This is a genomic window from Streptomyces sp. OZ13, from assembly GCF_052068155.1.
Taxonomy (GTDB): domain Bacteria; phylum Actinomycetota; class Actinomycetes; order Streptomycetales; family Streptomycetaceae; genus Streptomyces.
Genome location: NZ_JBQHCZ010000019.1, coordinates 133,054 through 155,497, shown reverse-complemented (window position 1 = coordinate 155,497; position 22,444 = coordinate 133,054). Strand labels below are relative to the sequence as shown.

The following is a 22,444-nucleotide window of genomic DNA, read 5'->3' as shown; positions in this document are numbered from 1 at the left end:
GGAGAGTAGGACGCCGCCGAACAATCATTGTGGGAAAGCCCCGCACCTCTGGTGCGGGGCTTTCCTGCGTTCAAGGGCAATTCCCGTTCAGGGGCACCGCCCTGGATCTTCAGGACGGGTTCACCAGCCTGGTGTCGTACGCCAGGATGACCGCCTGGACGCGGTCCCTCGCGCCGGTCTTCGACAGGATGCGGCTCACATGGGTCTTCACCGTTGACTCGGCCAGGTGGAACCGGCTCGCGATCTCCGTGTTCGTCCAGCCCTGGCCGATCACCGTAAGAATCTCGCGCTCCCGTTCCGTCAGCCGTGCCAGACGCGCGTCCGGTACCGGCTCGCCGGTACCGACGGCCGTGGTCTCCGGCAGGTGCTGCACGTACGTGTCCAGGAGCCGGCGGGTGAGGCTCGGAGCGACCACCGCGTCTCCGGCGGCCACGGCACGAATGCCGGAGAGGAGCTCCTCCGGCATCGCGTCCTTGATGAGGAAGCCGCTCGCGCCCGCGCGCAGGCCCTTGTAGGCGTACTCGTCCAGGTCGAACGTCGTGACGATGAGGACCCGAGTGCGGGCGCCCGAGGCGACGATGCGCCGCGTCGCCTCGATCCCGTCGAGACCCGGCATGCGGATGTCCATCAGGACGACGTCGGGGTGGAGTTCCGCGGCCTGACGTACTGCATCGGCGCCGTTTCCGGCCTCGCCCACCACCGTCATGTCGTCCTGGCTCTCCAGCAGCATCCGGAAGCCGAAACGCTGCATGGGCTGGTCGTCGACGATGAGCACTGTCGTCACTGATCGGGTTCCTTCGGAAGGTGGAGACGTACGCGCCAGCCCCCCGGGGGCCGGTGCAGCGGACCGGCCTCAAGTGTGCCGTCGTACAGGGCTGTTCGCTCCCGCATACCGGCCAGCCCGCGGCCCGTGCTCCCGGGTGTGGCACCGCCGCCGACCCCGGTGTCCGTGACCGTGACGGTGACTGCGTCCGCCGCGTACCGCACGGCGACGGTGGCTGTCGCCTTGGGGCCACCGTGCTTCAGGGAGTTGGTGAGGGCCTCCTGCACGACCCGGTAGACCGTCAGCTGGCGCCCCGCGGGCAGTGGGCCCGGGTCGCCGTCGACCGTGAGGTCCACCGACAGACCCGCTGCCCGTACGCCGTCGACCAGCCGTTCCAGGTCGGCCAGGGCGGGCTGTGGGGTGAGGTCCGCGGGGGGTGGGGCATCCGGGTCCTCGCGCAGGACGTCCAGAAGCCGCCGCAGCTCCGTCAGGGCCTGGCGGCTGGTGGTGCCGATGGCCTGGAGGGCCTGGGCCGCGCGCTCAGGGGAACCCGCGGCGGCGTAGGCGCCGCCGTCCGCGAGACCGGTGATGACCGACAGGTTGTGGCCGATGATGTCATGCATCTCCCGGGCGATTCGGGTGCGTTCCGCGGCTGCCGCGAGCTGCGCCTGCTGGTCGCGCTCCACCTCGAGCTGCCTGGCGCGCTCCACCAGGGAGGCCGTGAACTCCTGCCGCGAACGGACGGCGAGTCCCAACAGGGCGACGAGCGCGAAGCTGTAGAACATCGGCACGAACTGCTGGTCCCAACTGCCCACCGGGTAGGCCGTGGCACCGACCGCCAGTGGGACGAGCACGGTGCCGAACGACCACACCAGGGTGCGCAACGGCAGTCGCAGCGCGATGTTGCAGACGGCGATCATCTGAAGGAACGACGCCTGAAGATGCGCGCCGCTCGCCGCGTTGGCCAGGGAGAACGGCAGCATCACCAGGAGCACGGCGAGCGGATGGCCGCGCCTCCACAGCAGCGGCACGGAGAAGCCCAGGCTCATGGTGAGCACCAGCCACGACGGCACATCGTCGTTGAAGGCGACGTTGCGCCAGCCGCCCGCCGCGTCCACCAGCGCGGCGAACACGAACACCGCGGTGAGGTGGAGGTCCCAGACCAGCGGGCGGCGGCGGTCGAAGGCGCGCAGTCGTTCGGTGAGGCGCTGGAGCCGGCGGGTGAGCGGCTGGGCGCCGGTCGACCAGCCCTGTGGAGCGGGGGCGGCCTGCGGGGGGCGCTTCTGCTGGGCCATGCGCATGCTCACATCCTCGTACACCGGCCGGCCCGGCCTCAGACGTCCCGGCGCTTGATCAGGACGGCGGCCGCCGCGAGGGTCGCGGCCGCCCACAGGGTCAGGGCCAGCAGTGCGCCGCCCGGTGAGGCCGCTCCTGGGATCGCCTCCGACGAGAGGAGGGACTCGAAGGCCTTCGTGGGGAAGTACTCCACGGCATCGGCCACGACGTCGTACGGGAGCATGGAGATCACCTCGGGCAGCACCATCATGCCGCCGATGAACGCGCCGATCGCTCCGGGCACCGACCGCACGAGCGCACCCAGTCCGAGGGCGATCAGCCCCAGCAGGGTGAGTCCGGCCGAGCTGCCCACGAGGGCGCGCACGACTCCCGGGTCCCCGAGCGAGGCCTCCTGGTCGGTGCCGGCGAAGAAGAGCTGCGCCGTCGGGAAGGTGACGAACGCGGTGGTGAGCGTGACGGCGAAGGTGACGGCGGCGAAGACGGCCGCCTTGGACCAGAGCACCGGGAGCCTGCGGGGCACCGTGGTCATCGAGGCACGGATCATGCCGGTCGAGTACTCGCCCGCGGTGACGAGGATGCCGAGGACGGCGAACGCGATCTGTGCGAACTGGACGCCGATGAGGGTGAGTACGACCACGTCCACGTCACCGTCGCCACCGCCCGTCTCGTAGGTGGCGCCCATGAGGAGGCCGATGCCGAACGTCAGCAGCCCGGCCGACATCAGGGTGATCCAGGTCGAGCGCAGCGTCCACAGCTTGTGCCACTCGGAGCGCAGCACACGGGTGGGGGTCAGTTCGTACGTGCTCATGCTGCTGCTCCTTCGAGCGGGACGGCCTGGTACTCGACCGCCTCGTGCGTGAGGTCCATGAAGGCCTGTTCCAGCGATGCGGTGACAGGGGTCAGTTCGAACAGGGGGATCCCGTGGGCGGCGGCGGTACGGCCGATGCTCCTGTTGTCCGTGCCGCGTACGAGCAGCTCGTCGGGGCCTGCCCGTTCCACGTCGATGCCCGGTCCGCCGAGGACGCCGGCGAGGGAGGACGCTTCCGGTGAGACCACCTTCACGGCGGACGCGCCGGCGTCCCGCACGAACGCTTCCACCGTCGTGTCGGCGAGCAGCCTGCCGCGGCCGATGATGACGAGGTGGTCGGCGGTGAGGGCCATCTCGCTCATCAGGTGCGAGGAGACGAGGACCGTACGGCCCTCCGCGGCGAGGGACTTCAGGAGTGTTCTGATCCAGAGGACGCCGTCGGGGTCGAGTCCGTTGACGGGTTCGTCGAGGATCAGGGTGGCCGGGTCGCCGAGGAGGGCTGCGGCGATCCCGAGACGCTGGCCCATGCCGAGGCTGAAGCCCTTGACCCGCCGCCCTGCGACATCGGTCAGGCCGGTCATGCCGATGACCTCTTCGACGCGGGAGGTCGGGATGCCGTGGGTGTGGGCGAGCGCGAGAAGGTGGTTCCTGGCGGTGCGCCCGGGGTGGATGGAGCGGGCCTCCAGCAGGGCTCCGACCTGGGTGAGGGGCGCCGGGTGGGTCGCGTAGGGGCGACCGCCGACGGTTGAGTGCCCGCGGGTGGGGGCGTCGAGGCCGAGGAGGAGGCGCATGGTGGTGGACTTGCCGGCGCCGTTCGGTCCGAGGAAGCCGGTGACGGAGCCCGGCCTGACGCTGAAGGTGAGGTCCTGGACGACGGTCTTGTCGCCGTAGCGTTTGGTGAGTCCGACGGCTTCGATGCCGTGTGATTCGGTCATGTCACCGACGCTATGGAGCGGGAGAGGGCCGGTCGTCCGACCGCGGGCGGGAGCCCGGGGAGCGGCGTAGTACCTGGGTACGACCGGGAAACGGCATTGCTCAGGGGCGCAGGGCAGGGCCAGTATCGGGGGATGGAACATGTGATCCGGCGCGTGCGCGCCGAGGAGTGGGCGCAGGCCCGCGACCTGCGGCTGGCCGCCCTTCAGGACCCTCTTGCCCCGATAGCGTTCTACGAGTCGTACGAGCAGGCCATCGGACAGCCCGACTCGTTCTGGCAGGAGCGCACTTCGTCGGCCGCCGCCGGGTTGGACGTCGTCCAGTTCGTGGCCGAGGCGCCGGACGGCCGGTGGGACGGCACGGTGTCCGTGCTGGTGGAATCCAAGGGCAGCGCGCGTATCGGCAAGCCGGCGCCGGTCGACCAGACCCATGTGGTGGGGGTGTTCGTACGGGCGGAGGCGCGCGGCAGCGGGCTCGCGGCGGAGTTGTTCCGTGCCGCGCTGGACTGGTCGTGGGCGCTGGACTCGCCGCGGGTGGACCGGGTGCGGCTGCTGTTCCACGAGGACAACGAGCGGGCCGCGGCCCTGTACCGCAAGGTCGGGTTCGTGCCGAGCGACGACCTTGCGCCCGTGCCCGAGGACCCGCCGGCCCGGGAGTACGAGATCCGGCGATAGCGGGGGCGGAGGTCAGAGTGCGGGGAGCGCGTCCTGCCAGCGTGCGCGGGCCTGTTCGGGGGAGCGGAGCAGGGCGAGCGTCGGCAGTCCCTGGTCCTGGCCGGTGGCCAGAAGTTCTGGGAGGCGGGGGAGCGGGGCGACGGCCGCAACGTCGTCGAGCACGAGCGTCATTGGTGGGTCGAGCCGACCGTCGGATGACCGTGCGGCCATGCGGCGGCCGTGCTCGACCACGTCTGCGGCGAGCGCCGTCAACAGAGGCATCGCGCCAGGGTGGGTGCGAGGATCCTCGATCGGTTCACCCACCACATAGAGCGTGCCCGCTTCGTTCACGAATGATTCCAGGGCGAGCGAATCCGTTCGATTCGGTGTGCACGCCTCACGGATGTGGACGGAGGACAGCGCGGACAGTGCACGAATGGCCAACTGCTGTGCCACTTCGCGCCGTTCCGGGTGGGCGGTGAGCGCCGACTCGAGGAGCCCGGCGAGTCCCGCCGTCGCTTTGGGGTGGGTGCGGAGGATGCGTACCGGCTCGTGGGCGCCGGTGCCCTGGGCCCAGCGGTGGACCTGGCGGAACGGGCGGCCGTCCACGGCGGCGGCGTGGAGCCAGCAACGCAGGAGCGTCTCTGCCGTGTCCGCCATGGTGGCGTCGATGAGTGCCCGGGGGCGTACGGGCGCCAGCACGGCGGTCGCGCGGGCCGCCGCTGTCCTGTCGTCCTCGCAGTGCGTCGTGGGGGACCAGTGCAGCCGGTCGGGGGTGTCGCACAGGTGCCCGGGGTCGTAGACCAGTACGGGGCCGAGCTTGGCCCGCGCGTCCTTGGTGTCGGCCCACACCGTGGGGTCGGAGGTGACGACGAGCGCCGGGCCCTCGGCGTCGAGGAGGGCCTGCACGGCGGCGGGGCGGCGGACGGTGCGGTCGCCGTACAGCACGCGTGGTGTACGGGCGCGCGGGGCCGGGACGGTGGGGATCGGGACCGCCGCGGGCGCTTCCACGGGCGCGACGGGAGCGGCCTCGGCAGCGGGCGCCGCTTCAGCCATGACCTGTGCGTGTATGGGGGCCTCCTGGTGCGGCCGCTGCTCCCGCGAGGGCTGCTCCCGGAGCCGGCTGCGCTCCTCGCGTGCCGCCGCCCGGACGGTGCGCCAGCGTGCGACGGTGCCGAGTGTGAACACCGTGAGCACGATCAGCACCATCAACTGGCCGATGAGCAGGCCCCAGAAAAGTCCGTAGCCCGAGAGCTGCGCCGGTGGCGTGGTGGGCCAGGCGCCGGCCAGGTCGTGCGGGGCGGCGGCGAGTTCCCGCATGGCGGTGGGCGTGTTGCCGAACGTGACGCCCGCCGGCCAGGCGCCGTGGGCGAACAGACCGGCGAGTCCCGTCGCCGACCAGACGAGCAGCGTCAGGCCGAGAAGGAAGGCCAGCAGCCCGACCAACAGGCCGTCCGGGACGCCCCCTTGGCGCTCTCCTGGCCGGCCGCCGCCCTGTCCCTGACGCCCCTCGTGCATCTCATGCCACCGTCGACTCGGACGACTCGTCCAACCGTTGCTGTTCGATGAGCCGCGCGCGCTGCTCCGCCTCCCATTCCGCGGCCTGGACATGCTCCGGCACGGAAGGGGCCGAGGACTCCGTCATGGCCCGGTCGGTGAAGACGAGGGGCCTCTCCGCCTCCGTCACGAGGTGTTTGACCACTTGGACGTTGCCGTTGACGTCCCACACGGCGATACCCGGAGTCAGTGTCGGGATGATCTCGACGGCCCAACGTGGCAGGCCGAGTACCCGCCCGGTGGCCCGCGCCTCGTCGGCCTTCTGGGCGTAGATCGTCCGGGTGGACGCCATCTTGAGGATCGCGGCGGCCTCCTTGGCCGCCGCGCCGTCCACGACGTCGCTCAGATGGTGGACCACCGCGACGAACGACAGACCGAGCCGGCGCCCGAACTTCAGCAGCCGCTGGAAGAGCTGCGCGACGAACGGGCTGTTGATGATGTGCCACGCCTCCTCCACCAGGAAGATGCGCTTCTTGCGGTCGGGCCGGATCCAGGTGTGCTCCAGCCACACACCGACGATCGCCATCAAGATGGGCATGGCGATGGAGTTGCGGTCGATGTGCGACAGGTCGAAGACGATCAGCGGGGCGTCGAGGTCGATGCCGACGGTGGTCGGTCCGTCGAACATGCCGCGCAGGTCGCCGTCGACGAGCCGGTCCAGGACCAGTGCCACGTCGAGGCCCCAGGCGCGTACGTCGTCTATGTCGACGTTCATCGCCTCCGCGGACTCCGGTTCGGGATGCCGAAGCTGCTCCACGATGTCGGTGAGGACCGGCTGCCGGTCGGTGATGCTGGCGTTGACATACGCGTGGGCGACCTTGAGCGCGAAGCCTGCGCGCTCGTCGAGGCCGTGCCCCATCGCGACCTCGATGATGGTGCGCAACAGCGCCAGCTGGCCGGTCGTGGTGATCGACGGGTCGAGCGGATTGAGGCGGATACCGCCGTCGAGCGCCGTCATCGGGTCGAGCCGGATGGGGGTTATCCCCAGCTCCTGCGCGATGAGGTTCCACTCGCCGACGCCGTCCTCGCCCTGCGCGTCGAGCACGACCACCTGCCGGTCGCGGAAACGCAACTGCCGTAGTACGTACGTCTTCTCGAGCGCCGACTTGCCGTTGCCGGACTCGCCGAGCACCAGCCAGTGCGGGGCGGGCAGCTGCTGCCCGTACAGCTGGAACGGGTCGTAGATGTAGCCCTTGCCGCTGTAGACCTCGCGGCCGATGATCACACCCGAGTCGCCGAGGCCCGGCGCGGCGGTGGGCAGGTAGACGGCCTGTGCCTGGCCCGTCGAGGTACGGACGGGAAGACGGGTGGTCTCCACCTTCCCGAAGAGGAAGGAGGTGAAGGAATCCGTGAGGACGGACAGCGGATCTCGCATGGCGGACTGCCCTCTCGGTCAGCGTCGGATGCCGGTCGCGAACGGCAGGGTGTTCACAAAGGCCCTGTGATGCTCGCGGTCGCACCACTCCAGCTTCAGGTACGACTTGCCGGCGGAGGCCCGGATCGTGCGCTTGTCCCTGGCCAGGGCCTCGGGCGAACGCGACGACACAGTGATGTACCCGACGAGGTTGACCCCCGCCGCACCGCTCGCGAGATCTTCACCCCGCTGGTCGAGCCGGCCGTGCGCGGCGATGTCGCGCGGGTCGACGGTCCGGTTCATCTTGGCGGCCCGGCTGGCGTCCGCCTCGTCGTTGGTCTTCTCGGTGAGCATCCGCTCGATGGCGACCTCGGTGGGCTCCAGGTCCATGGTGACCGCGACCGTACGGATCACGTCGGGGGTGTGGACGAGCAGCGGGGCAAGGAAGTTGACGCCGACAGGGGTCATCGGCCACTCCTTCACCCACGCGGTGGAGTGGCACCACGGGGCGCGGGTCGACGATTCGCGGGTCTTCGCCTGGAGGTAGGTGGGCTCGACTGCGTCCAGCTCGGCCGGCCAGGCGTTCCGTTTCGTCATTGCCTGGATGTGGTCGATGGGGTGGTCCGGGTCGTACATGGAGTGCACGAGCGAGGCGAGCCGGGACTGTCCCAGGGGCTGCCGTACGCGGATGTCGGCCTCGGCGAGCCGGGCGCAGATGTCGGTGAGTTCACGCGCCATGACGACGGCCAGACCGGCGTCCTTGTCGAGCCGCTTCGCGCCCGAGGCATGGCGAACGGCACGGGCCATGGCGTGCGCCTCCGCGGCAAGGTCGCGGGAGTAGTGCATGCACGCCACCAGATAGGCGCGGTGCTGCTCACTGGACGTCGACACCATCGACTGAAGCTGCTCGTACGACTGCTGGAGCCAGCCGGGCGCCGCCGCGTTGCCGCGCTGGGCGACGTCCTTGGCGTGCGCGTCCGGGTCGGCGGGGAGGGTACGGGCGAGCATCTGAAGCCGGGTCACGAAGCCGTCGCCGTTGGCGACATGCTTCAGCAGCGTGCCGAAGCGGTCGACGAGGGCCTCCTGGTCCTCGCTGTCCCGCAGGCCGACGCCCGGGCCCTCGATCTCGATCGCGGCCGTGACGGTGCGGCGGTCGGCGTGCAGCAGCACGGCGATCTCGTCGGGGCCGAAGGGTGCGGCCAGCCAGTTGATCCGCCCGATGCCGGGCGGCGGGCCCACCTCGACCTCCCGCCCGTCGAGCCGGGTGCCGGCCTCGACGGCGCCGGACCGGTAGAGAGTGCCGCCGCTGCGCAGGGAACGCTTGTAGCTGCGGTTGATCTCGAACCATTTGTAGAAGGTGCGCTGCTTGTAGGGCACGTAGACGGCGGCGAGCGCCAGCATCGGGAAGCCCATCAGCAGGACGATGCGCAGGGACAGGACCGGGACCAGCAGCCCGCTCATCATGCCGAGGAACGCGCCGGCGATGATCAGCGCGATCTCGCCGGTCTCGCGGTTCTTGCCGATGACCGCGTTCGGCCGGGCACGGCCGATGAGGTACGTGCGGCGGGGCGTGATCGGTTGGGACTGGGTCGTCAACGCCGGCCACCTCCTGTGCTGTTGCGATTGCTGTGCGGGGTACCGCCGGTCGGGCTGTTACGGGGCGCGGGCGCGGCGCTGCCGCCGGCCGCGGGAGTACGGCTGCCGTGGGCCGCCATGCCGCCGGAAGCGGGATTGGCGGGACGGGGGGTGCTGCCGCCGCTGTCGCCACCGGTGTTGCCACGGGAACTGTGGGTCTTGATGCCCTGGGAGACGAGGGCGGCAGGCGAGCTGATGACGGCCGCCGCCTTGCCCTCGGCGCCGTTCTGGATGCGATTGTTGCGGGAGGCGGCGATCTCGTCGCCGAACCCGGGGACGAAACGGTAGATCATCGCGGAGGCGAAGATGGCGAGCAGGATGATCGCCAGCCCGGACACGACGGCGGAGAACGAGTCCGGCCCGTCGTCGGCGGAGAGCGCGCCCGCGAGGCCCAGCACGATCACGATCACCGGCTTGACCAGGATGATCGCGATCATGATCCCGGCCCAGCGGCGGACGTGGCCCCACATGTTCTTGTCGACGAGGCCCGCGTAGACGACGACGCCGAGGAGCGCGCCGACGTAGAGCAGCACGGCCCGGATGAACAGCTCCAGGTAGAGCACCCCGGCTGCGAGGATCGTGACGAGCGAGACGACGATCAGCATGATCGGTCCGCCGCCGATGTCGTCGCCCTTGGCGAGGGCCTTGGAGAAGTTCCCGAAGAACATCTCCGTCTGCCCGGACGTGCTGCCTGAGACGACCTCGGTGACGCTGTCGGTGACCGAGACGAGTGTGTAGAGGATCAGCGGCGTGAACGCGGACGCGAGGACCGTCAGCCACAGGAACCCGATCGCCTCGGAGACGGCCGTCATGAACGGCACGCCCCGGATGGCCCGCTTGGCGACGGCCAGCAGCCACAGGAGGAGCGTGAGGATCGAGGCGGCGGCGAAGACGATGGCGTAGTGGGCGAGGAAGGTCAGGTTCGTGAAGTCGACGGTGGCCGTCGACTCGACGGCCTGCGACAGCTTCCCGATCGTCCACGACGCGGCGTCGGCGCAGCCGCGGGCGAGCGACGACAACGGATCGAGCGCGGCGGTGGGGTCGTCGACGGACGACCGACCGGGGGTGGCGGGGGCTTCGCCGTTCTCGCAGTAGTCGCGGGCGGGGCCGACGATAAGGTCGCACTTGCCCTGGTCGGAAGGCGAGGGCGTGGGAGCCGCAGTGGCCTCCGTCGCGGTCAGGACGGCCGCTGCCTGCACGGTGGCGAACGCCGTTGCCACCGTGAGTGCTGCGCGTCGCGGGCTACCGGGCATAGGTGAACCCTCCGTACTGCTCGACTGCCTTGGCGATTTCGTCGGCGCTGGAGGCTGTGCGATCCGCGTTCACCGGTGCTGGGCCGTCCTTCTGAGAGAAGTTCTCGACCTTCCAGTCCGCATCCGTCCACCGGAGCTGCAGCGTCATGGTGAACCAGTCGTTCGTCACCGGGTTGGTGGAGCTGACTCCAGCGGTTCCGAACACACCTGTGCACCAGACCTCGACGGTCGCGCTGGTGTCGTTGTACTTGGTGACCTTGGTCCCGACAGGCGCTGTGCGGGACACATATGTCATGCCCGGTGCGGCGTTGCCGTTCGCATCGAGACCGAGCTTGTCCAGAAAGGTCTCGTCGTAGGCTTGGTCGAGCTTTGACTCCAGCTCAGGGACCTTGGCGGCGACGAACAGTTGACGCACGATGGCGCGCCGCGGGTCGGGCTTGAGGATCTCGGCCGACACGAGCGCCACCGCGTAATTCGCCGCCGCGCTCTGCGCCCCCTGCTCGTCCTGCGCGTACCCCGTCGGGATGCCGCCCGCGTTGCCCTTCACCGGGCGGACGCCCGACGGGGCCGTCGGCTGGGCCTTGGGGGCCTTGCCGGCGGCCTCCGGCGGGGAGTCCGCGCTGCCGCCCTGGTTGGCGAAGGCGATCGCCGCGATCAGCAGCACCACCACACCCACCACCGTGATGAGCGACCGTGAGCTGCTGCGCCCCGTGCGCCGTGCGCCGCCGTAGACGTCCGTGTCGGTGCTGCCCGGGAGGCGGGTACGGGTCTGGCCCGAGCCGCCGAAGCCGTCGCTCGTACGGCCCGGCTCGCCGCCGTAGCCGTGATCGTCGCCGAGGCTCATCTGGCCCAGGCCCCCTCAACCAGTGGTGGACGAACTGCTTGCCGCGTCGGCGCGGTGTGGTGACTCGACATCAGGGAGACGCAACCTCGAACGGTGGGCCCGGGCGTGCCCGGAGAGGACTGACGGGTGCTAGACAGCCATCCCGTAGACGATGGTGAACAAGGTCCCCAGTGACCCGATGATGAAGACGCCGGTCAGACCGGCGACGATCAGGCCCTTGCCCTGTTCGGCGCTGAACGTGTCGCGCAGTGCCGTCGCGCCGATGCGTTGTTTGGCCGCTCCCCAGATCGCGATGCCGAGGCAGAGCAGGATGGCAATGGCCATCACGACCTCGATCATCACTCGAGCCTCGTTGCCCAGGCTCCCGAACGGCCCCCAGTTCGGGGCGATTCCGCCGATGATGGTGGTGATATCGCCCTTTTCGGCTGCCAGGATCATGTAACTCACCGCCCCAGATGGGTTGTTGGCCGCCCACGCCGGCTCGGCACAGGCTCAGGCTCTATCTTCGCTGATGAAACCGCCCGCGTATGCCGACTTGGAGGGTCTCTTTACCCGATCTCCGCACGTATGACCGAGCCGGCCCCCCTGACCTGCGGTGGCGCGGTTCGGATCGGTGCGAGTGGATGCATGGTTACTCTGTGTATCACGGAGGGTGACTTCGAGCAATGACTGTCGTTGTTCCACCTTTGGGGTGGTTCGTGCGGGCTACGACGACGGCGGCGCGGATCCCCGTCGGGATCCGCGCCGCCGCAGTGCTCACCGGGCCTCGGCCCCGGTTCAGCGGATGGCCACCATGTAGCCGAGCACGCCCAGTGCGATGGCGAGGAGTGCGATGAAGGTCACCGTCGCCACCGTGCCGCCCGCGTCACTGCTTCGGCGTTCTGTTCTTCCCCCGCGGGCGTCCTGTGTGGCGGGTGCGTCCGTCACGCTCGCAGCGTTCTTCACGTGTTGCTCCTGTGGTGCTGTGTTACCGGTCCCCGCCGTGGTCGCCGGAGGGGGGTCTGACCTCAGCCTTCTGGGCTGCGTCACACAGAGTAGCCGCAACTGGTCCAGACCAGTTTCGCGGGGTCCGGGGTGCCCTCGCGACGGCATCTGTGCCGGTTTCTACTCAACCCTGTTGCTCACAGGCCGAGTTGCCTACGCTTCGCCGGGTGACCGAAAACGCGCCCATGGCCGCTCGTATAGACACCACGCGCCCGCACACGGCGCGGATCTGGAACTACTGGACCGGTGGCAAGGACAATTATCCGGTCGACAGGGAGGTCGGCGACCAGATCCGGACCCTGCATCCGGGCATCGGGGACTACGCCCTGGCCGATCGAAAGTTCCTCGGTCGCGCCGTGCGGCATCTCGCCGGAACGGCTGGAATCCGTCAGTTCCTGGACATCGGGACGGGTCTGCCGAGCGCCGACAACACCCACCAGGTGGCCCAGAGCGTCGCCCCCGACGCGCGCATCGTCTACGTGGACAACGACCCGCTCGTCCTCGTACACGCCCGCGCCCTGCTGACCGGCACCTCGGAAGGCAGCACCGACTATCTCGACGCCGACCTGCGGGACATCGACACGATCCTGGAGCAGGCGGCCAAGACGCTCGACTTCTCCGAGCCCGTCGCGCTGATGCTGCTCGGCGTAGTGATCTTCATCGAGGACGACGAGGAGTCGTACGGGGTGGTGCGCCGGCTCATGGACGCACTGCCGTCCGGGAGCCACCTCGCGCTGTCGCACACGATCACCAGCCCGTCGATGCCGGACGTGGACGCGGCGGTCGCCTTCTGGAACGAGCACGGCACCCCGCGTCTCACCCAGCGCACGCCGGAGCAGGTGGAGCGCTACTTCGACGGCCTGGAGCTGCTTCCTCCCGGCGTGGTCTCCTGCAACCGCTGGCGCCCGGATCCCGCCGAGCCGCTCAGCCCGGAAGAGGTCGCGATGTACGGGGGCGTGGGGCGCAAGCCGTAGCCGGGGCCGCCGGGGCGGGCATGCCGCCCCGGCCCGGCCGGCTCCGGGCACGCGATGGTCACGGGCCGGCCGCCGCATCGTCGCAGTCCACGCTCGCTGTGTTTCTCGTCGAGCCCGAGGGAAACGAGACGGTACGGATCCTTGGCGATCTCTCGCACGGCTGCCGCGTCCTCGGAGAGTGTGGTCTCGAAGTTCGTGTCGGCCGCGCCCTGCCGGAGATGCATGCCTCCCGCGGCGCTCGTCGAAGACGGCGGACAGGGTGAGCCGGTGCGCCCGGGTGAGCGCCTCCACGGGAGGCGGGTGGACGCCTAGACTGACGCCGATGCGGACTACCGGGCGCTGAGGGGTGTTTGACGGTGCGTAAGGCGTGGCTGGTCGCCGGGCTCTCGATCGGGTTCTGCCTGTGCTTCGTCGCGCTGCTCGTCGTCGGCACGTACTCGGCGGCCTCCGGGCTCCTCGGTGGCTCCAAGAACGGGGCGGTGGGGCTGGCGAAGGGGGCCGTGCCGGCGAAGTACCAGTCGCTGGTGCAGCAGTGGGGGAACCTCTGCCCGGCCATCAACCCCGCGTTGCTCGCCGCCCAGCTCTACCAGGAGAGCGGCTGGAACCCGAGGGCGCAGAGCCACGCCGCCGCGCAGGGCATCGCCCAGTTCATCCCGGGCACGTGGGCCACCCATGGGATCGACGGGGACAAGGACGGGGACCGCGATGTGTGGGACCCGGAGGACGCGATCCCGTCGGCGGCCTCGTACGACTGCGAACTGGCCGGATATGTTCGCAAGGCGCCGGGTGATCCGACCGACAACATGCTCGCCGCGTACAACGCGGGCGCATACGCGGTGATCAAGTACGGCGGTGTGCCTCCGTACCGTGAGACGCAGAACTACGTGAAGGTCATCCGGACGCTCGAGCAGAGCTTCGCCAAGCCCGTCGGCCGGGTGGAGCCGTCGAAGCAGGCGGCCGGGGCCATCTACTTCGCGCAACAGAAGCTGGGCACCAAGTACCTGTGGGGCGGCAACGGAACGCCGGAGCAGGGTGGGCGTTTCGACTGCTCGGGCCTGACGCAGGCGGCCTACCGCACGGTGGGGATCGAGTTGCCGCGGGTGGCGAACGACCAGTACAACGCCGGGCCGCACCCCTCGCGGGACGAGTTGCTGCCGGGCGATCTGGTCTTCTTCTCGGACGACCTGACCAACTCGAGGGCGATCCGGCACGTGGGGCTGTACGTCGGCGGCGGGTACATGATCAACGCCCCGTACACCGGTGCGGTGATCCGGTTCGACAAGATCGACACCCCGGACTACTTCGGCGCGACACGCGTCACCGAGGACGGCGCGCGCGCCCTGCCCACGGATCTGCCGAAGGCTCCTGAGGCATGAGCGGAAGCGTCCGAGTGGCTGGAACACGACGGTGGTGCCAGGGCTCTGAGCTGCGACGACGTGTCACTCTTCGATAACGTCATGGTGATCGTTCGGTGGAGAGTGGAACGCGACCGCCGATCACGTCGTTCCCTGGGCAGGGAAGGCCGCACTGACCATGCAGCAGACACCGCACTGACCACGGGGGTTGATCCAGGACGGCGCACAGGCAGGTGCGCCGGCAGGCACAAGGCAAGGGGCCGCAGCAGATGGCTGGACTCGCAGCAGACGGTGTGAACCCGGATGTCGGCCTGCTCTACGACATCAACGGCCTCGCCAAGGACGCGCCCACCTGGCTCGACCGCACCATGGAGTTCGTCGGCGAGTACGGGATCATGCTCGCCCTCGTGCTGGTCGGCCTCTGGTGCTGGTGGAGCGTGCGCCGGCGCGGCAGCGCGGAGGACTCGGTCTCGGCGGTCGCCGGGCTGATCTGGGCACCGCTCGCCGCCGGTATCGCCCTCCTCGTCAACATCCCCATCCGGGGCTTCGTGGAACGGCCCCGGCCGTTCCTTTCGCACGAGGGTCTCGAGGTCCTCGTCGCAGGGAAGACCGACTACTCGTTCGTGAGCGACCACGCCACGATGGCGATGGCGATCGCCGCCGGGCTGTTCGTGGCGAACCGCAGGTTCGGTGTCGCCGCGCTGGGGCTGGCCTTCGCCGAGGGCTTCTGCCGTGTCTACATGGGCGTGCACTACCCGACCGACGTCATCGGCGGATTCGCCCTCGGTACGGCGGTGGCGCTGCTGCTCGCCCCGCCGGCGCTCGCGCTGCTCACGCCGCTGGTGTCGGCCATCGCGGGCTCACGCCACTTCGGGTGGCTCGTGCGGTCCAAGAGGGCCTCGGCGGGCGGTTCACTGCGGCCCGAGTCGCTGGACATCCCGGAGCCGAGGGCCGAGGGCAAGGGCGAGAACGGCCTCGCGGCCTGAACCTCCGGCGTCGCCCTCCGGGCCGGAGGCCGCTGAGTCGCTGACTGCGGAGCCGGCCGACCGCGTGGTGGGGCGTGCGGGCCGGCGCCCCGGCCTCTCCCGGGCGTGCGGGCCGTCGTCCCTCGGGGCGCAGCCCGCCTGCCGGATGCTTCCGCGCCTCTGGCAGGCCGGGTGGCCTCGTGCGAAGTGCGCGACGGTGTGATCGCCCAGGTGCGGGTGGTCGCGAACCCGGTCTAACTTGTTTTCGCGGGGCGGCAGTTCGCCGCCATGGCCCCCGGCGTGTGACCCGCTGGTGAGCGCGGTCCCAAGGGGCTGTCACATTTTCGGGTGCTCGTCGGTTCTCAACGGATGACGGGCGTTCCACCAGGGAGCGCGCGCCCGGCGAAGGGATGAGAACTGCGATGACGACGATCCTGGTGACCGGCGGCACCGGAACGCTCGGCCGGCTCGTCACCGAGCGGCTGCGTGCGGACGGTGCCGAGGTGCAGGTGCTGAGCAGGCACTCCCGGCCGTACGCCGTGGACCTGCGCGAGGGCACAGGGCTGGCTGCGGCCGTGGCGGGAGTGGACACCGTCGTGCACTGCGCGAGCTCGCCGCGCGGCGGCGACGAGCAGGCGGCACGTCATCTGATCGAGGCGGCACGCGGGGCCGGGGTGCGGCATCTGGTGTACATCTCGATCGTCGGCGTCGACCGCGTGCCGCTCGGCTACTACCGGACCAAGCTCGCCGTGGAGAAGCTGGTCGAGGAGTCGGGGCTCGGCTGGACCGTGCTGCGCACGACACAGTTCCACGACTTGGTGCTGCGGCTCCTCCAGGGCTTGGCGAAGCTGCCGGTCATGGTGCTCCCGGCGGGGGTCGCCGACCAGCCGATCGAGGTGGCGGAGGTCGCCGCCCGGCTGGCCGAGCTCGCAGGCGGGGAGCCCGCGGGGCGCGTGCCGGACATGGGCGGCCCCCAGGTCCGTCCGTTTCCCGAGCTGGCCCGGGCCTACCTGCGCGCGAGCGGACGGCGCCGTCCGCTGCTGAACGTGCGTCTGGCCGGCAAGGCCTATCAAGGGTTCCGGGCGGGCGGGCATCTGACGCCGGAGCAGGCCCTGGGCAAGGTGACGTTCGAGGAGTTCCTGGCGAGGCGTTCTCCTGCGCGCCGCTGACGTCCGGGTGGGGCGCGTACCCGGCCGGCCCGGGAGCGTGGCCCCCACGAGTCCGGCAGCCTCCGCTTCGGGCCGCGGGCCGGTCCGGTGGAACCGCCGGCACGCAGGTCCGGGTCAGAGCGCCTGCGGGTAGTCGAACAGGCGGTCCGGGTCGTACCGCTTCTTCAGCCGGGTGAGCCGGTCGAGGGCGGGTCCGTAGTAGGCCCGGCGCCAGTCGGACAGGGTCGGATCGGCGTAGTTCTGGTACGCCGCTCCCGACGCGTAGCGCCGCATCGACGCATGGGTGTCCCGCAGCCAGGACTGCTGCGTGGCGCCGCCGGTGCCGGGCCGCCAGGCGGCGATGTACTGGGCCAGCATCCGTGACCGGCGGTGCACGAAAGACGTCGCCAGCGGATCCACCCGGTTCACCGCGCCGCCGAGGGCGGTGAGGGCGATCGAACCGCCGCCGCCCGCGTCGGCCGGGAGACGGGTGAAGGCCTCCGCCGCCCCGATCAGCGCGCGCAGACCGCCGGCCGCGATGTCCCGGTCGTAGAAGTCGGAGGCCGAGGCGTACGTCTCGCGGGGCAGCGCGCCCTGCCGGTCACGGCCCGGGGTGCTGCCCGGCAGCCGGCACTGTTCCTCGCTGAGGGAGAGGCAGTTCGCGTAGCCGAGCATGGCGTCCCGGTAGCTGCGGGGGCGCAGTGCGACGGAGGAGGGTGCCGAGCCGGCCGCGCCGGCGAGCCGGTCGACCGCGTTCTGCAGATCGCTCTCCGCTCCGAGTGTGAAGGCGACGACGGACAGGGTGGGCCTGGAGCCGCCCGGGCCCGCGGACAGATGGAGCGAGGACCAGATCTCGTCGGGCTGGTCGGGGCCCCAGCGCTGCCAGGCGGCGAGCACCCGTTCCGCTTTCGGCCATGGCCAGTTGAGGTACGCCGTGACGGTGTCAGGGGTGGGGCTGGTGCGGAAACGCAGCCGTGTCACCACCCCGAAGTTGCCGCTCCCGGCGCCGCGCAGTGCCCAGAAGAGGTCCTTGTTCTCGTCGGCGTTCGCGGTCAGCGTTCTGCCGTCGGCGGTGACGACCGTCGCCTCGGTGAGGCTGTCGCAGGTCAGCCCGTAGGCGCGGGAGGTGACACCGTGGCCGCCGCCGAGTGCGAGACCGGAGACGCCGACTGTGGGGCAGGAACCGGCGGGGACGGTGCGGCCGTGCCGGGCCAGTGTGTTGTAGACGTCGATGAGTTTGGCGCCGGCGCCCATCGAGCCGTCGGCCTCGACCCGGTCCAGCGACGACACGTCGATGACGAGGCGTCCGGTGCCCGAGGACCAGCCGCCGTAGGAATGGCCGCCGTTGCGGATGGACACCGGTGTGCCGTGCGCCCGCGCGTAGGCGAGGCACTCCTTCACGTCCTCCTCGCCCGCCACATAGGCGACGGCCGCCGGCTTCAGCGAGTCGAAGCGCGTGTTGTACAGCTGCCGGGCGCTCGCGTAGGCCGCGTCCCCGGGACGGATCAGCTGCCCGTCGAGGCCGCGGGCGAGGGCGGCCCAGTCCGCGGCGGCGGTCCTGGTGGCCGACGACGAGGGGGCGGGCGGGGTGGGTCCGGAGGAGGTGGTGCCCGGCGCGGTGCGGGCCTCCTTTTCCGTGCAGCCCGTAGCGGCGGCCGCGGTGAGGGCGACAGCGGTGGTCAGCAGCGCACGCCGGTCCATGGAACCTCCTGGGGAACGAGACGGCTCCCGGCGCCGGCAGGTTCCCGGGCCGACGGCCCGGTCAGGACGTGGGGGTCAGTACGTGGGACCGGGCGTCGGTACGGGCCCGGTCCCGGGACCGTCTGGCCGGTCCCGACCAGCCGCAGGTGCAGCGCGCCACGGCGAAGGAGCCGCGCTCGACGGTGGTGGTCGTATGCGTCGCCGGGTCGCCGGCCGAGGGGTCCTGCTGGGGCACGGGTCAACGGTACTGCGGCCCCGGCGCCGCAAAGCCTCCGGGACCGGCGTGACGACGTGCCGGGGCGGTCGTTATGCGAATGGGTCGTTCCCCGGCCCCTCGGGCGGAGGGCAAGGGGGACCCGTACAAGCAGCGGTCCGGTGTTGGGGGTTGGCAGGCAATGGTGGTGCAGCACAAGCGCAGGGGCGGAGCGGTCGCCGTCCTGGCAGCCATGGCCGTGGCGGCGGCCGGGGGGTGCTCGGACCCAGGCGCTGCCGCGGAGGACGGCAACGGAGCTGCCCCGGGCAGGTCCGGCGGCACGGCGGACGAGGTGCGCAGAGCCGCTGACGCGCTGACAGGGGCCGGGAGCTCCAAGGCGCGTACGTCGATGGAGATGGCTTCGGGCGGCACCCGGGTCACCATCCGGGGCGAGGGCGTATACGACTTCGTCCGGGGCATGGGCAGGCTGAAGGTCGTACTGCCGCCGGACGCCGCCGGCGAGGACGAGCACAAGCCCATCACCGAACTGCTGACGTCCGGCGCCCTGTACATGAAGAACCGGGGCGCGGGTGTGCCCGCGGACAAATGGGTCAGGGTGGACACGACCACCCTGGACGACGGGAATCTGGTCACGGGCGGAGCGACCGACCCGCTCACCGCTGCCGAACTGCTCCGTGGCGCGGACCGGGTGACATACGTCGGCGATGCGGAGATCGCCGGCCAGAAGGTACGGCACTTCAAGGGCGTCACCGACATCGAGCGGGCGGCGCGGGTCGCGGAACCTCATGCGAAAGCGTCACTGACCGCAGCGGCGAAAGGGTTCGCCAGGGACGTGGTGCCGTTCGATGCCTACCTCGACGAGGCGGGCAGGCTCCGGAAGGTGCGGCACCGCTTCGCGTTCGTCAATGAGGGCCGTACGGTCGACGTCACGTCGACCACGGTCCTCTTCGACTTCGGGGCGCGGGTGGTCGTCCAGCTCCCGGACGAGAAGGACATCTACTCCGGAAAGGTCGAGGCCTGAGCGTGCCGGACGGGCCCGTCCGCGCGGAGGAGGCCAGGGGTGCCTGGGCCGGGAGAGTCAGAACCTAAATGGTCCGGACGTGCCATGCGCAGCGCGTGCACCGCTCCCTACGCTAGGAAACCGACATCGGCCGGAAGAGGTGATTGCACGTGGCCCCGCCCAGTACGACCACCGTCCAGGACGACCACGTGGCCCTCGCCGAGATCGAGCTGTGCGGCGAGCTGATGATCGCCGCGTCGGCCGCCGCGGAGGAGCGACTCAGCGCGGACCGTATCGACGAGGTCCTGATGGTGGCGGCCGAGCGGGCCGCCTGCCGGTGAGAGAGCGCCCCGGCGCTGATCCGACCGGCACCGGCACCGGCACCGGCCGGTCCGACCGGTGCCGCACGCGGCGGGGACCGCAAAGATCAAGCCACGCGCGGCCGTCCGGTCAGGTCCGCAGCAGACGGGCGATGGCCTTCGTCGCTTCCTCCACCTTGGCGTCCACCTCGGCGCCGCCCTTCACCGCCGCGTCCGCGACACAGTGCCGCAGGTGCTCCTCGAGCAGCTGAAGCGCGAAGGACTGCAGTGCCTTGGTCGAAGCCGAGACCTGAGTGAGTATGTCGATGCAGTACACGTCCTCGTCGACCATCCGCTGCAGCCCGCGGATCTGGCCCTCGATACGGCGCAGCCGCTTCAGGTGTTCGTCCTTCTGCTTGTGGTACCCGTGCACGCCGCGGTCGTGGTCGGTCTCCTGCTCCGTGACCGGAAGGCCGGCCGCCTCGGTGGTCGTCATCGTGTCCTCCCGTTGTCCCGAAAGGGGGCGTATACCCCTCGTGGGTATATGGTAACGAATCGCGTGGAATCCGGTGGGGGTCCGTGCAGATCGCCTTGTTCTGATGGGCGACACTGGGATACTGCCGGTTAGCCGTGGCCGGATGATGCGCCTAGCATCAGCCTGACCGAATCCAAGCACCCCGAGGACCCCACGTGCGATTTCGTCTGACCCCCAGGGAGACGAGCTTCTACGACATGTTCTCCGCCTCCGCGGACAACATCGTCACGGGCTCGAAGCTCCTGATGGAACTGCTCGGGGCGGAATCCTCCGCCAGGGCCGAGATCGCGGAACGGATGCGGGCCGCCGAGCATGCCGGGGACGACGCCACCCACGCGATTTTCCACCAGCTGAACTCCTCGTTCATCACGCCCTTCGACCGCGAGGACATCTACAACCTCGCGTCGTCCCTCGACGACATCATGGACTTCATGGAGGAGGCCGTCGACCTGGTCGTCCTCTACAACGTCGAAGAGCTGCCCAAGGGCGTCGAGCAGCAGATCGAGGTCCTGGCACGGGCGGCGGAGCTGACGGCCGAGGCCATGCCGCACCTGCGCACGATGGAGAACCTCACCGAGTACTGGATCGAGGTCAACCGGCTGGAGAACCAGGCGGACCAGATCCACCGCAAGCTGCTCGCCCACCTCTTCAACGGCAAGTACGACGCCATCGAGGTCCTCAAGCTCAAGCAGATCGTCGACGTGCTCGAAGAGGCCGCGGACGCGTTCGAGCACGTGGCGAACACGGTGGAGACCATCGCGGTCAAGGAGTCCTGAACCACGTGGACACCTTTGCCCTGGTCGTGACCATCGGGGTCGCGCTCTTCTTCACGTACACCAACGGCTTCCACGACTCCGCGAACGCGATCGCGACATCGGTCTCCACGAGGGCACTGACGCCGCGCGTGGCACTGGCGATGGCCGCGGTGATGAACCTCGCGGGCGCCTTCCTCGGACAGGGCGTCGCCAAGACCGTCAGCGAAGGACTCATCGAGACGCCCGTCGGCTCACGCGGCATGGGCATCCTGTTCGCGGCGCTGGTCGGCGCGATCGTCTGGAACCTGATCACCTGGTACTTCGGCCTGCCCTCCTCCTCGTCGCACGCGCTGTTCGGCGGCATGGTCGGCGCGGCGCTCGCCGGCGGGACCGAGGTGATCTGGACCGGGGTGCTCGAGAAGGTCGTCATCCCGATGTTCGTCTCGCCGATCGTCGGTATGGCCGTCGGCTACCTGGTGATGGTCGGCATCATGTGGATGTTCCGCAGCGCCAACCCGCACAAGGCCAAGCGCGGCTTCCGGATCGCGCAGACGGTGTCCGCGGCGGGCATGGCGCTCGGCCACGGCCTTCAGGACGCGCAGAAGACGATGGGCATCGTCGTGATGGCCCTCGTCATCGCCGACGTCGAGAACCAGGGCGACCCGATCCCAGCCTGGGTCAAGATCGCCTGTGCGGTGATGCTGTCGCTCGGTACGTACGCCGGTGGCTGGCGCATCATGCGGACGCTCGGCCGCAAGATCATCGAGCTGGACCCGCCGCAGGGTTTCGCGGCGGAGACCACGGGCGCGTCGATCATGTTCGGCTCGGCGTTCCTGTTCCACGCGCCGATCTCGACGACGCATGTGATCACGTCGGCGATCATGGGCGTCGGCGCGACGAAGCGGGTGAACGCGGTGCGGTGGGGTGTCGCGAAGAACATCATCCTGGGGTGGTTCATCACGATGCCGGCGGCGGCGATGGTGGCGGCGGCCAGCTATGGCGTGGTGTACCTGATCTTCGGCTGACGGTGCGTGGGTGCGGGCGTGAGCCTGTCCCCTACCCGCCCCTTCCCGAACCCGGGGCTCCGCCCCGGACCCCGCGCCTTCCCCGGACCGGGCTCCGTGCGGGACCACGCGCCTTCCCCGGACCGGGCTCCGCGCCTTTCCGAACCGGGCTCCGCCCGGGGCCGGCACCGCGCTTCGCGCGGTGTCTCGGGGGCTCCGCCCCCGCACCCCCGCGCCTCAAACGCCGGCGGGGCTGGAGTCGCCCCGGGCCGGCACTTCCCAGGAAGGCCGGAGCGTCTTCGCCGACGGGCTGAGGTGCCGCGCAGCGGCATTTTCAGCCCGTCCGGCGTTTGAGGACACCGCGCGGAGCGCGCTACGGGTCCGGGCGGAGCCCGGTTTCGGGAAGGGGCGGGT

At 70.3% G+C, this 22,444-nt stretch carries 23 protein-coding genes; 9 read left to right on the top strand and 14 right to left on the bottom strand.

Features of this window, described 5'->3' with window-relative positions:
• Positions 1–109: 109 nt before the first annotated feature.
• The 4 genes from ACTMTU_RS31610 to ACTMTU_RS31595 are packed head-to-tail and all read right to left on the bottom strand — an operon-like array spanning position 110 to position 3,802.
• Complete coding sequence (locus ACTMTU_RS31610) at positions 110–784, bottom strand: response regulator (protein ID WP_441266845.1); 675 nt, start codon at positions 782–784, stop codon at positions 110–112.
• Positions 781–2,064, bottom strand: a complete 1,284-nt coding sequence (locus ACTMTU_RS31605; protein WP_441266844.1) for a sensor histidine kinase — start codon at positions 2,062–2,064, stop codon at positions 781–783. The genes ACTMTU_RS31610 and ACTMTU_RS31605 overlap by 4 nt, the downstream gene beginning before the upstream one ends.
• Before the next feature lie 32 nt (positions 2,065–2,096).
• On the bottom strand, positions 2,097–2,867 hold the full coding sequence (locus tag ACTMTU_RS31600) for an ABC transporter permease (RefSeq protein WP_441266843.1): 771 nt from the start codon (positions 2,865–2,867) through the stop codon (positions 2,097–2,099).
• Complete coding sequence (locus ACTMTU_RS31595) at positions 2,864–3,802, bottom strand: ABC transporter ATP-binding protein (RefSeq protein WP_441266842.1); 939 nt, start codon at positions 3,800–3,802, stop codon at positions 2,864–2,866. The genes ACTMTU_RS31600 and ACTMTU_RS31595 overlap by 4 nt, the downstream gene beginning before the upstream one ends.
• A gap of 132 nt (positions 3,803–3,934) precedes the next feature.
• Here ACTMTU_RS31595 and ACTMTU_RS31590 point away from each other — a divergent pair, with 132 nt between their 5' ends.
• Positions 3,935–4,474 carry a GNAT family N-acetyltransferase gene (locus ACTMTU_RS31590; RefSeq protein WP_441266841.1) on the top strand — a complete coding sequence of 180 codons (540 nt, stop codon included), beginning with the start codon at positions 3,935–3,937 and terminating at the stop codon, positions 4,472–4,474.
• 12 nt (positions 4,475–4,486) lie between these two features.
• Here the strand turns inward: ACTMTU_RS31590 and ACTMTU_RS31585 are convergent, their stop codons facing one another.
• The 7 genes from ACTMTU_RS31585 to ACTMTU_RS31555 all read right to left on the bottom strand — a co-directional run bounded on the left by ACTMTU_RS31585 (position 4,487) and on the right by ACTMTU_RS31555 (position 12,041).
• Positions 4,487–5,971, bottom strand: coding sequence for a type VI secretion protein (locus tag ACTMTU_RS31585; protein WP_441266840.1), 1,485 nt, complete (start codon positions 5,969–5,971; stop codon positions 4,487–4,489).
• A 1-nt stretch (position 5,972) separates the two neighbouring features.
• Complete coding sequence (locus ACTMTU_RS31580) at positions 5,973–7,385, bottom strand: ATP-binding protein (RefSeq protein ID WP_441266839.1); 1,413 nt, start codon at positions 7,383–7,385, stop codon at positions 5,973–5,975.
• An 18-nt stretch (positions 7,386–7,403) separates the two neighbouring features.
• On the bottom strand, positions 7,404–8,960 hold the full coding sequence (locus tag ACTMTU_RS31575; protein ID WP_189468459.1) for an SCO6880 family protein: 1,557 nt from the start codon (positions 8,958–8,960) through the stop codon (positions 7,404–7,406).
• Entirely contained in the window at positions 8,957–10,252 is a 1,296-nt protein-coding gene (locus ACTMTU_RS31570; protein ID WP_441266838.1) for a hypothetical protein, read from the bottom strand. Before ACTMTU_RS31570 ends, ACTMTU_RS31575 begins: the two co-directional genes overlap by 4 nt.
• Complete coding sequence (locus ACTMTU_RS31565) at positions 10,242–11,096, bottom strand: hypothetical protein (protein WP_441266837.1); 855 nt, start codon at positions 11,094–11,096, stop codon at positions 10,242–10,244. Before ACTMTU_RS31565 ends, ACTMTU_RS31570 begins: the two co-directional genes overlap by 11 nt.
• Positions 11,097–11,225: 129 nt before the next feature.
• Positions 11,226–11,534: a hypothetical protein gene (locus ACTMTU_RS31560; RefSeq protein ID WP_005315450.1), complete on the bottom strand. Its 309-nt coding sequence runs from the start codon at positions 11,532–11,534 to the stop codon at positions 11,226–11,228.
• A gap of 339 nt (positions 11,535–11,873) precedes the next feature.
• Entirely contained in the window at positions 11,874–12,041 is a 168-nt protein-coding gene (locus ACTMTU_RS31555; RefSeq protein WP_441266836.1) for a hypothetical protein, read from the bottom strand.
• Between the two features lie 224 nt (positions 12,042–12,265).
• Between ACTMTU_RS31555 and ACTMTU_RS31550 the strand changes: the two genes are divergently transcribed.
• The 4 genes from ACTMTU_RS31550 to ACTMTU_RS31535 all read left to right on the top strand — a co-directional run bounded on the left by ACTMTU_RS31550 (position 12,266) and on the right by ACTMTU_RS31535 (position 16,543).
• Positions 12,266–13,054: an SAM-dependent methyltransferase gene (locus tag ACTMTU_RS31550; protein WP_441266850.1), complete on the top strand. Its 789-nt coding sequence runs from the start codon at positions 12,266–12,268 to the stop codon at positions 13,052–13,054.
• Between the two features lie 356 nt (positions 13,055–13,410).
• Positions 13,411–14,430, top strand: a complete 1,020-nt coding sequence (locus tag ACTMTU_RS31545; RefSeq protein WP_441266849.1) for a C40 family peptidase — start codon at positions 13,411–13,413, stop codon at positions 14,428–14,430.
• A 248-nt stretch (positions 14,431–14,678) separates the two neighbouring features.
• Entirely contained in the window at positions 14,679–15,395 is a 717-nt protein-coding gene (locus tag ACTMTU_RS31540) for a phosphatase PAP2 family protein (RefSeq protein ID WP_441266835.1), read from the top strand.
• A gap of 401 nt (positions 15,396–15,796) precedes the next feature.
• The gene (locus ACTMTU_RS31535) at positions 15,797–16,543 is read left to right on the top strand and encodes an SDR family oxidoreductase (RefSeq protein WP_441266834.1); all 747 of its coding nucleotides are present in this window, start codon (positions 15,797–15,799) and stop codon (positions 16,541–16,543) included.
• A gap of 114 nt (positions 16,544–16,657) precedes the next feature.
• On the opposite strand, the gene ACTMTU_RS31530 is transcribed toward ACTMTU_RS31535, so the two are convergent.
• Both ACTMTU_RS31530 and ACTMTU_RS31525 read right to left on the bottom strand, forming a co-directional pair.
• Positions 16,658–18,223, bottom strand: a complete 1,566-nt coding sequence (locus tag ACTMTU_RS31530; RefSeq protein ID WP_441266833.1) for an FAD-binding oxidoreductase — start codon at positions 18,221–18,223, stop codon at positions 16,658–16,660.
• A gap of 61 nt (positions 18,224–18,284) precedes the next feature.
• The gene (locus tag ACTMTU_RS31525) at positions 18,285–18,458 is read right to left on the bottom strand and encodes a hypothetical protein (RefSeq protein WP_441266832.1); all 174 of its coding nucleotides are present in this window, start codon (positions 18,456–18,458) and stop codon (positions 18,285–18,287) included.
• A 160-nt stretch (positions 18,459–18,618) separates the two neighbouring features.
• Here ACTMTU_RS31525 and ACTMTU_RS31520 point away from each other — a divergent pair, with 160 nt between their 5' ends.
• Positions 18,619–19,458, top strand: coding sequence for a hypothetical protein (locus ACTMTU_RS31520; protein ID WP_441266831.1), 840 nt, complete (start codon positions 18,619–18,621; stop codon positions 19,456–19,458).
• 149 nt (positions 19,459–19,607) lie between these two features.
• Complete coding sequence (locus ACTMTU_RS31515; protein ID WP_167306773.1) at positions 19,608–19,778, top strand: hypothetical protein; 171 nt, start codon at positions 19,608–19,610, stop codon at positions 19,776–19,778.
• A gap of 109 nt (positions 19,779–19,887) precedes the next feature.
• Here ACTMTU_RS31515 and ACTMTU_RS31510 read toward each other — a convergent pair whose 3' ends face one another.
• The gene (locus ACTMTU_RS31510; protein ID WP_005315479.1) at positions 19,888–20,232 is read right to left on the bottom strand and encodes a metal-sensitive transcriptional regulator; all 345 of its coding nucleotides are present in this window, start codon (positions 20,230–20,232) and stop codon (positions 19,888–19,890) included.
• A 194-nt stretch (positions 20,233–20,426) separates the two neighbouring features.
• On the opposite strand from ACTMTU_RS31510, the gene ACTMTU_RS31505 reads away from it, so the two are divergent.
• Positions 20,427–21,047 carry a DUF47 domain-containing protein gene (locus ACTMTU_RS31505; protein WP_344357841.1) on the top strand — a complete coding sequence of 207 codons (621 nt, stop codon included), beginning with the start codon at positions 20,427–20,429 and terminating at the stop codon, positions 21,045–21,047.
• A gap of 5 nt (positions 21,048–21,052) precedes the next feature.
• Positions 21,053–22,051 (top strand): anion permease, encoded by a 999-nt coding sequence (locus ACTMTU_RS31500; protein WP_441266830.1) that lies wholly within the window; start codon positions 21,053–21,055, stop codon positions 22,049–22,051.
• Positions 22,052–22,444 lie beyond the last annotated feature (393 nt).

What these genes read in the sequence shown, in the direction of transcription:
- ACTMTU_RS31520 (WP_441266831.1), top strand. Translation starts at nt 18,619, where the DNA reads ATGGTGGTGCAGCACAAGCGCAGGGGCGGAGCGGTCGCCGTCCTGGCA.
- ACTMTU_RS31550 (WP_441266850.1), top strand. Translation starts at nt 12,266, where the DNA reads ATGGCCGCTCGTATAGACACCACGCGCCCGCACACGGCGCGGATCTGG.
- ACTMTU_RS31590 (WP_441266841.1), top strand. Translation starts at nt 3,935, where the DNA reads ATGGAACATGTGATCCGGCGCGTGCGCGCCGAGGAGTGGGCGCAGGCC.
- ACTMTU_RS31580 (WP_441266839.1), bottom strand. Translation starts at nt 7,385, where the DNA reads ATGCGAGATCCGCTGTCCGTCCTCACGGATTCCTTCACCTCCTTCCTC.
- ACTMTU_RS31560 (WP_005315450.1), bottom strand. Translation starts at nt 11,534, where the DNA reads ATGATCCTGGCAGCCGAAAAGGGCGATATCACCACCATCATCGGCGGA.
- ACTMTU_RS31595 (WP_441266842.1), bottom strand. Translation starts at nt 3,802, where the DNA reads ATGACCGAATCACACGGCATCGAAGCCGTCGGACTCACCAAACGCTAC.
- ACTMTU_RS31530 (WP_441266833.1), bottom strand. Translation starts at nt 18,223, where the DNA reads ATGGACCGGCGTGCGCTGCTGACCACCGCTGTCGCCCTCACCGCGGCC.
- ACTMTU_RS31570 (WP_441266838.1), bottom strand. Translation starts at nt 10,252, where the DNA reads ATGCCCGGTAGCCCGCGACGCGCAGCACTCACGGTGGCAACGGCGTTC.
- ACTMTU_RS31510 (WP_005315479.1), bottom strand. Translation starts at nt 20,232, where the DNA reads ATGACGACCACCGAGGCGGCCGGCCTTCCGGTCACGGAGCAGGAGACC.
- ACTMTU_RS31535 (WP_441266834.1), top strand. Translation starts at nt 15,797, where the DNA reads ATGACGACGATCCTGGTGACCGGCGGCACCGGAACGCTCGGCCGGCTC.
- ACTMTU_RS31600 (WP_441266843.1), bottom strand. Translation starts at nt 2,867, where the DNA reads ATGAGCACGTACGAACTGACCCCCACCCGTGTGCTGCGCTCCGAGTGG.
- ACTMTU_RS31540 (WP_441266835.1), top strand. Translation starts at nt 14,679, where the DNA reads ATGGCTGGACTCGCAGCAGACGGTGTGAACCCGGATGTCGGCCTGCTC.
- ACTMTU_RS31585 (WP_441266840.1), bottom strand. Translation starts at nt 5,971, where the DNA reads ATGCACGAGGGGCGTCAGGGACAGGGCGGCGGCCGGCCAGGAGAGCGC.
- ACTMTU_RS31605 (WP_441266844.1), bottom strand. Translation starts at nt 2,064, where the DNA reads ATGCGCATGGCCCAGCAGAAGCGCCCCCCGCAGGCCGCCCCCGCTCCA.
- ACTMTU_RS31565 (WP_441266837.1), bottom strand. Translation starts at nt 11,096, where the DNA reads ATGAGCCTCGGCGACGATCACGGCTACGGCGGCGAGCCGGGCCGTACG.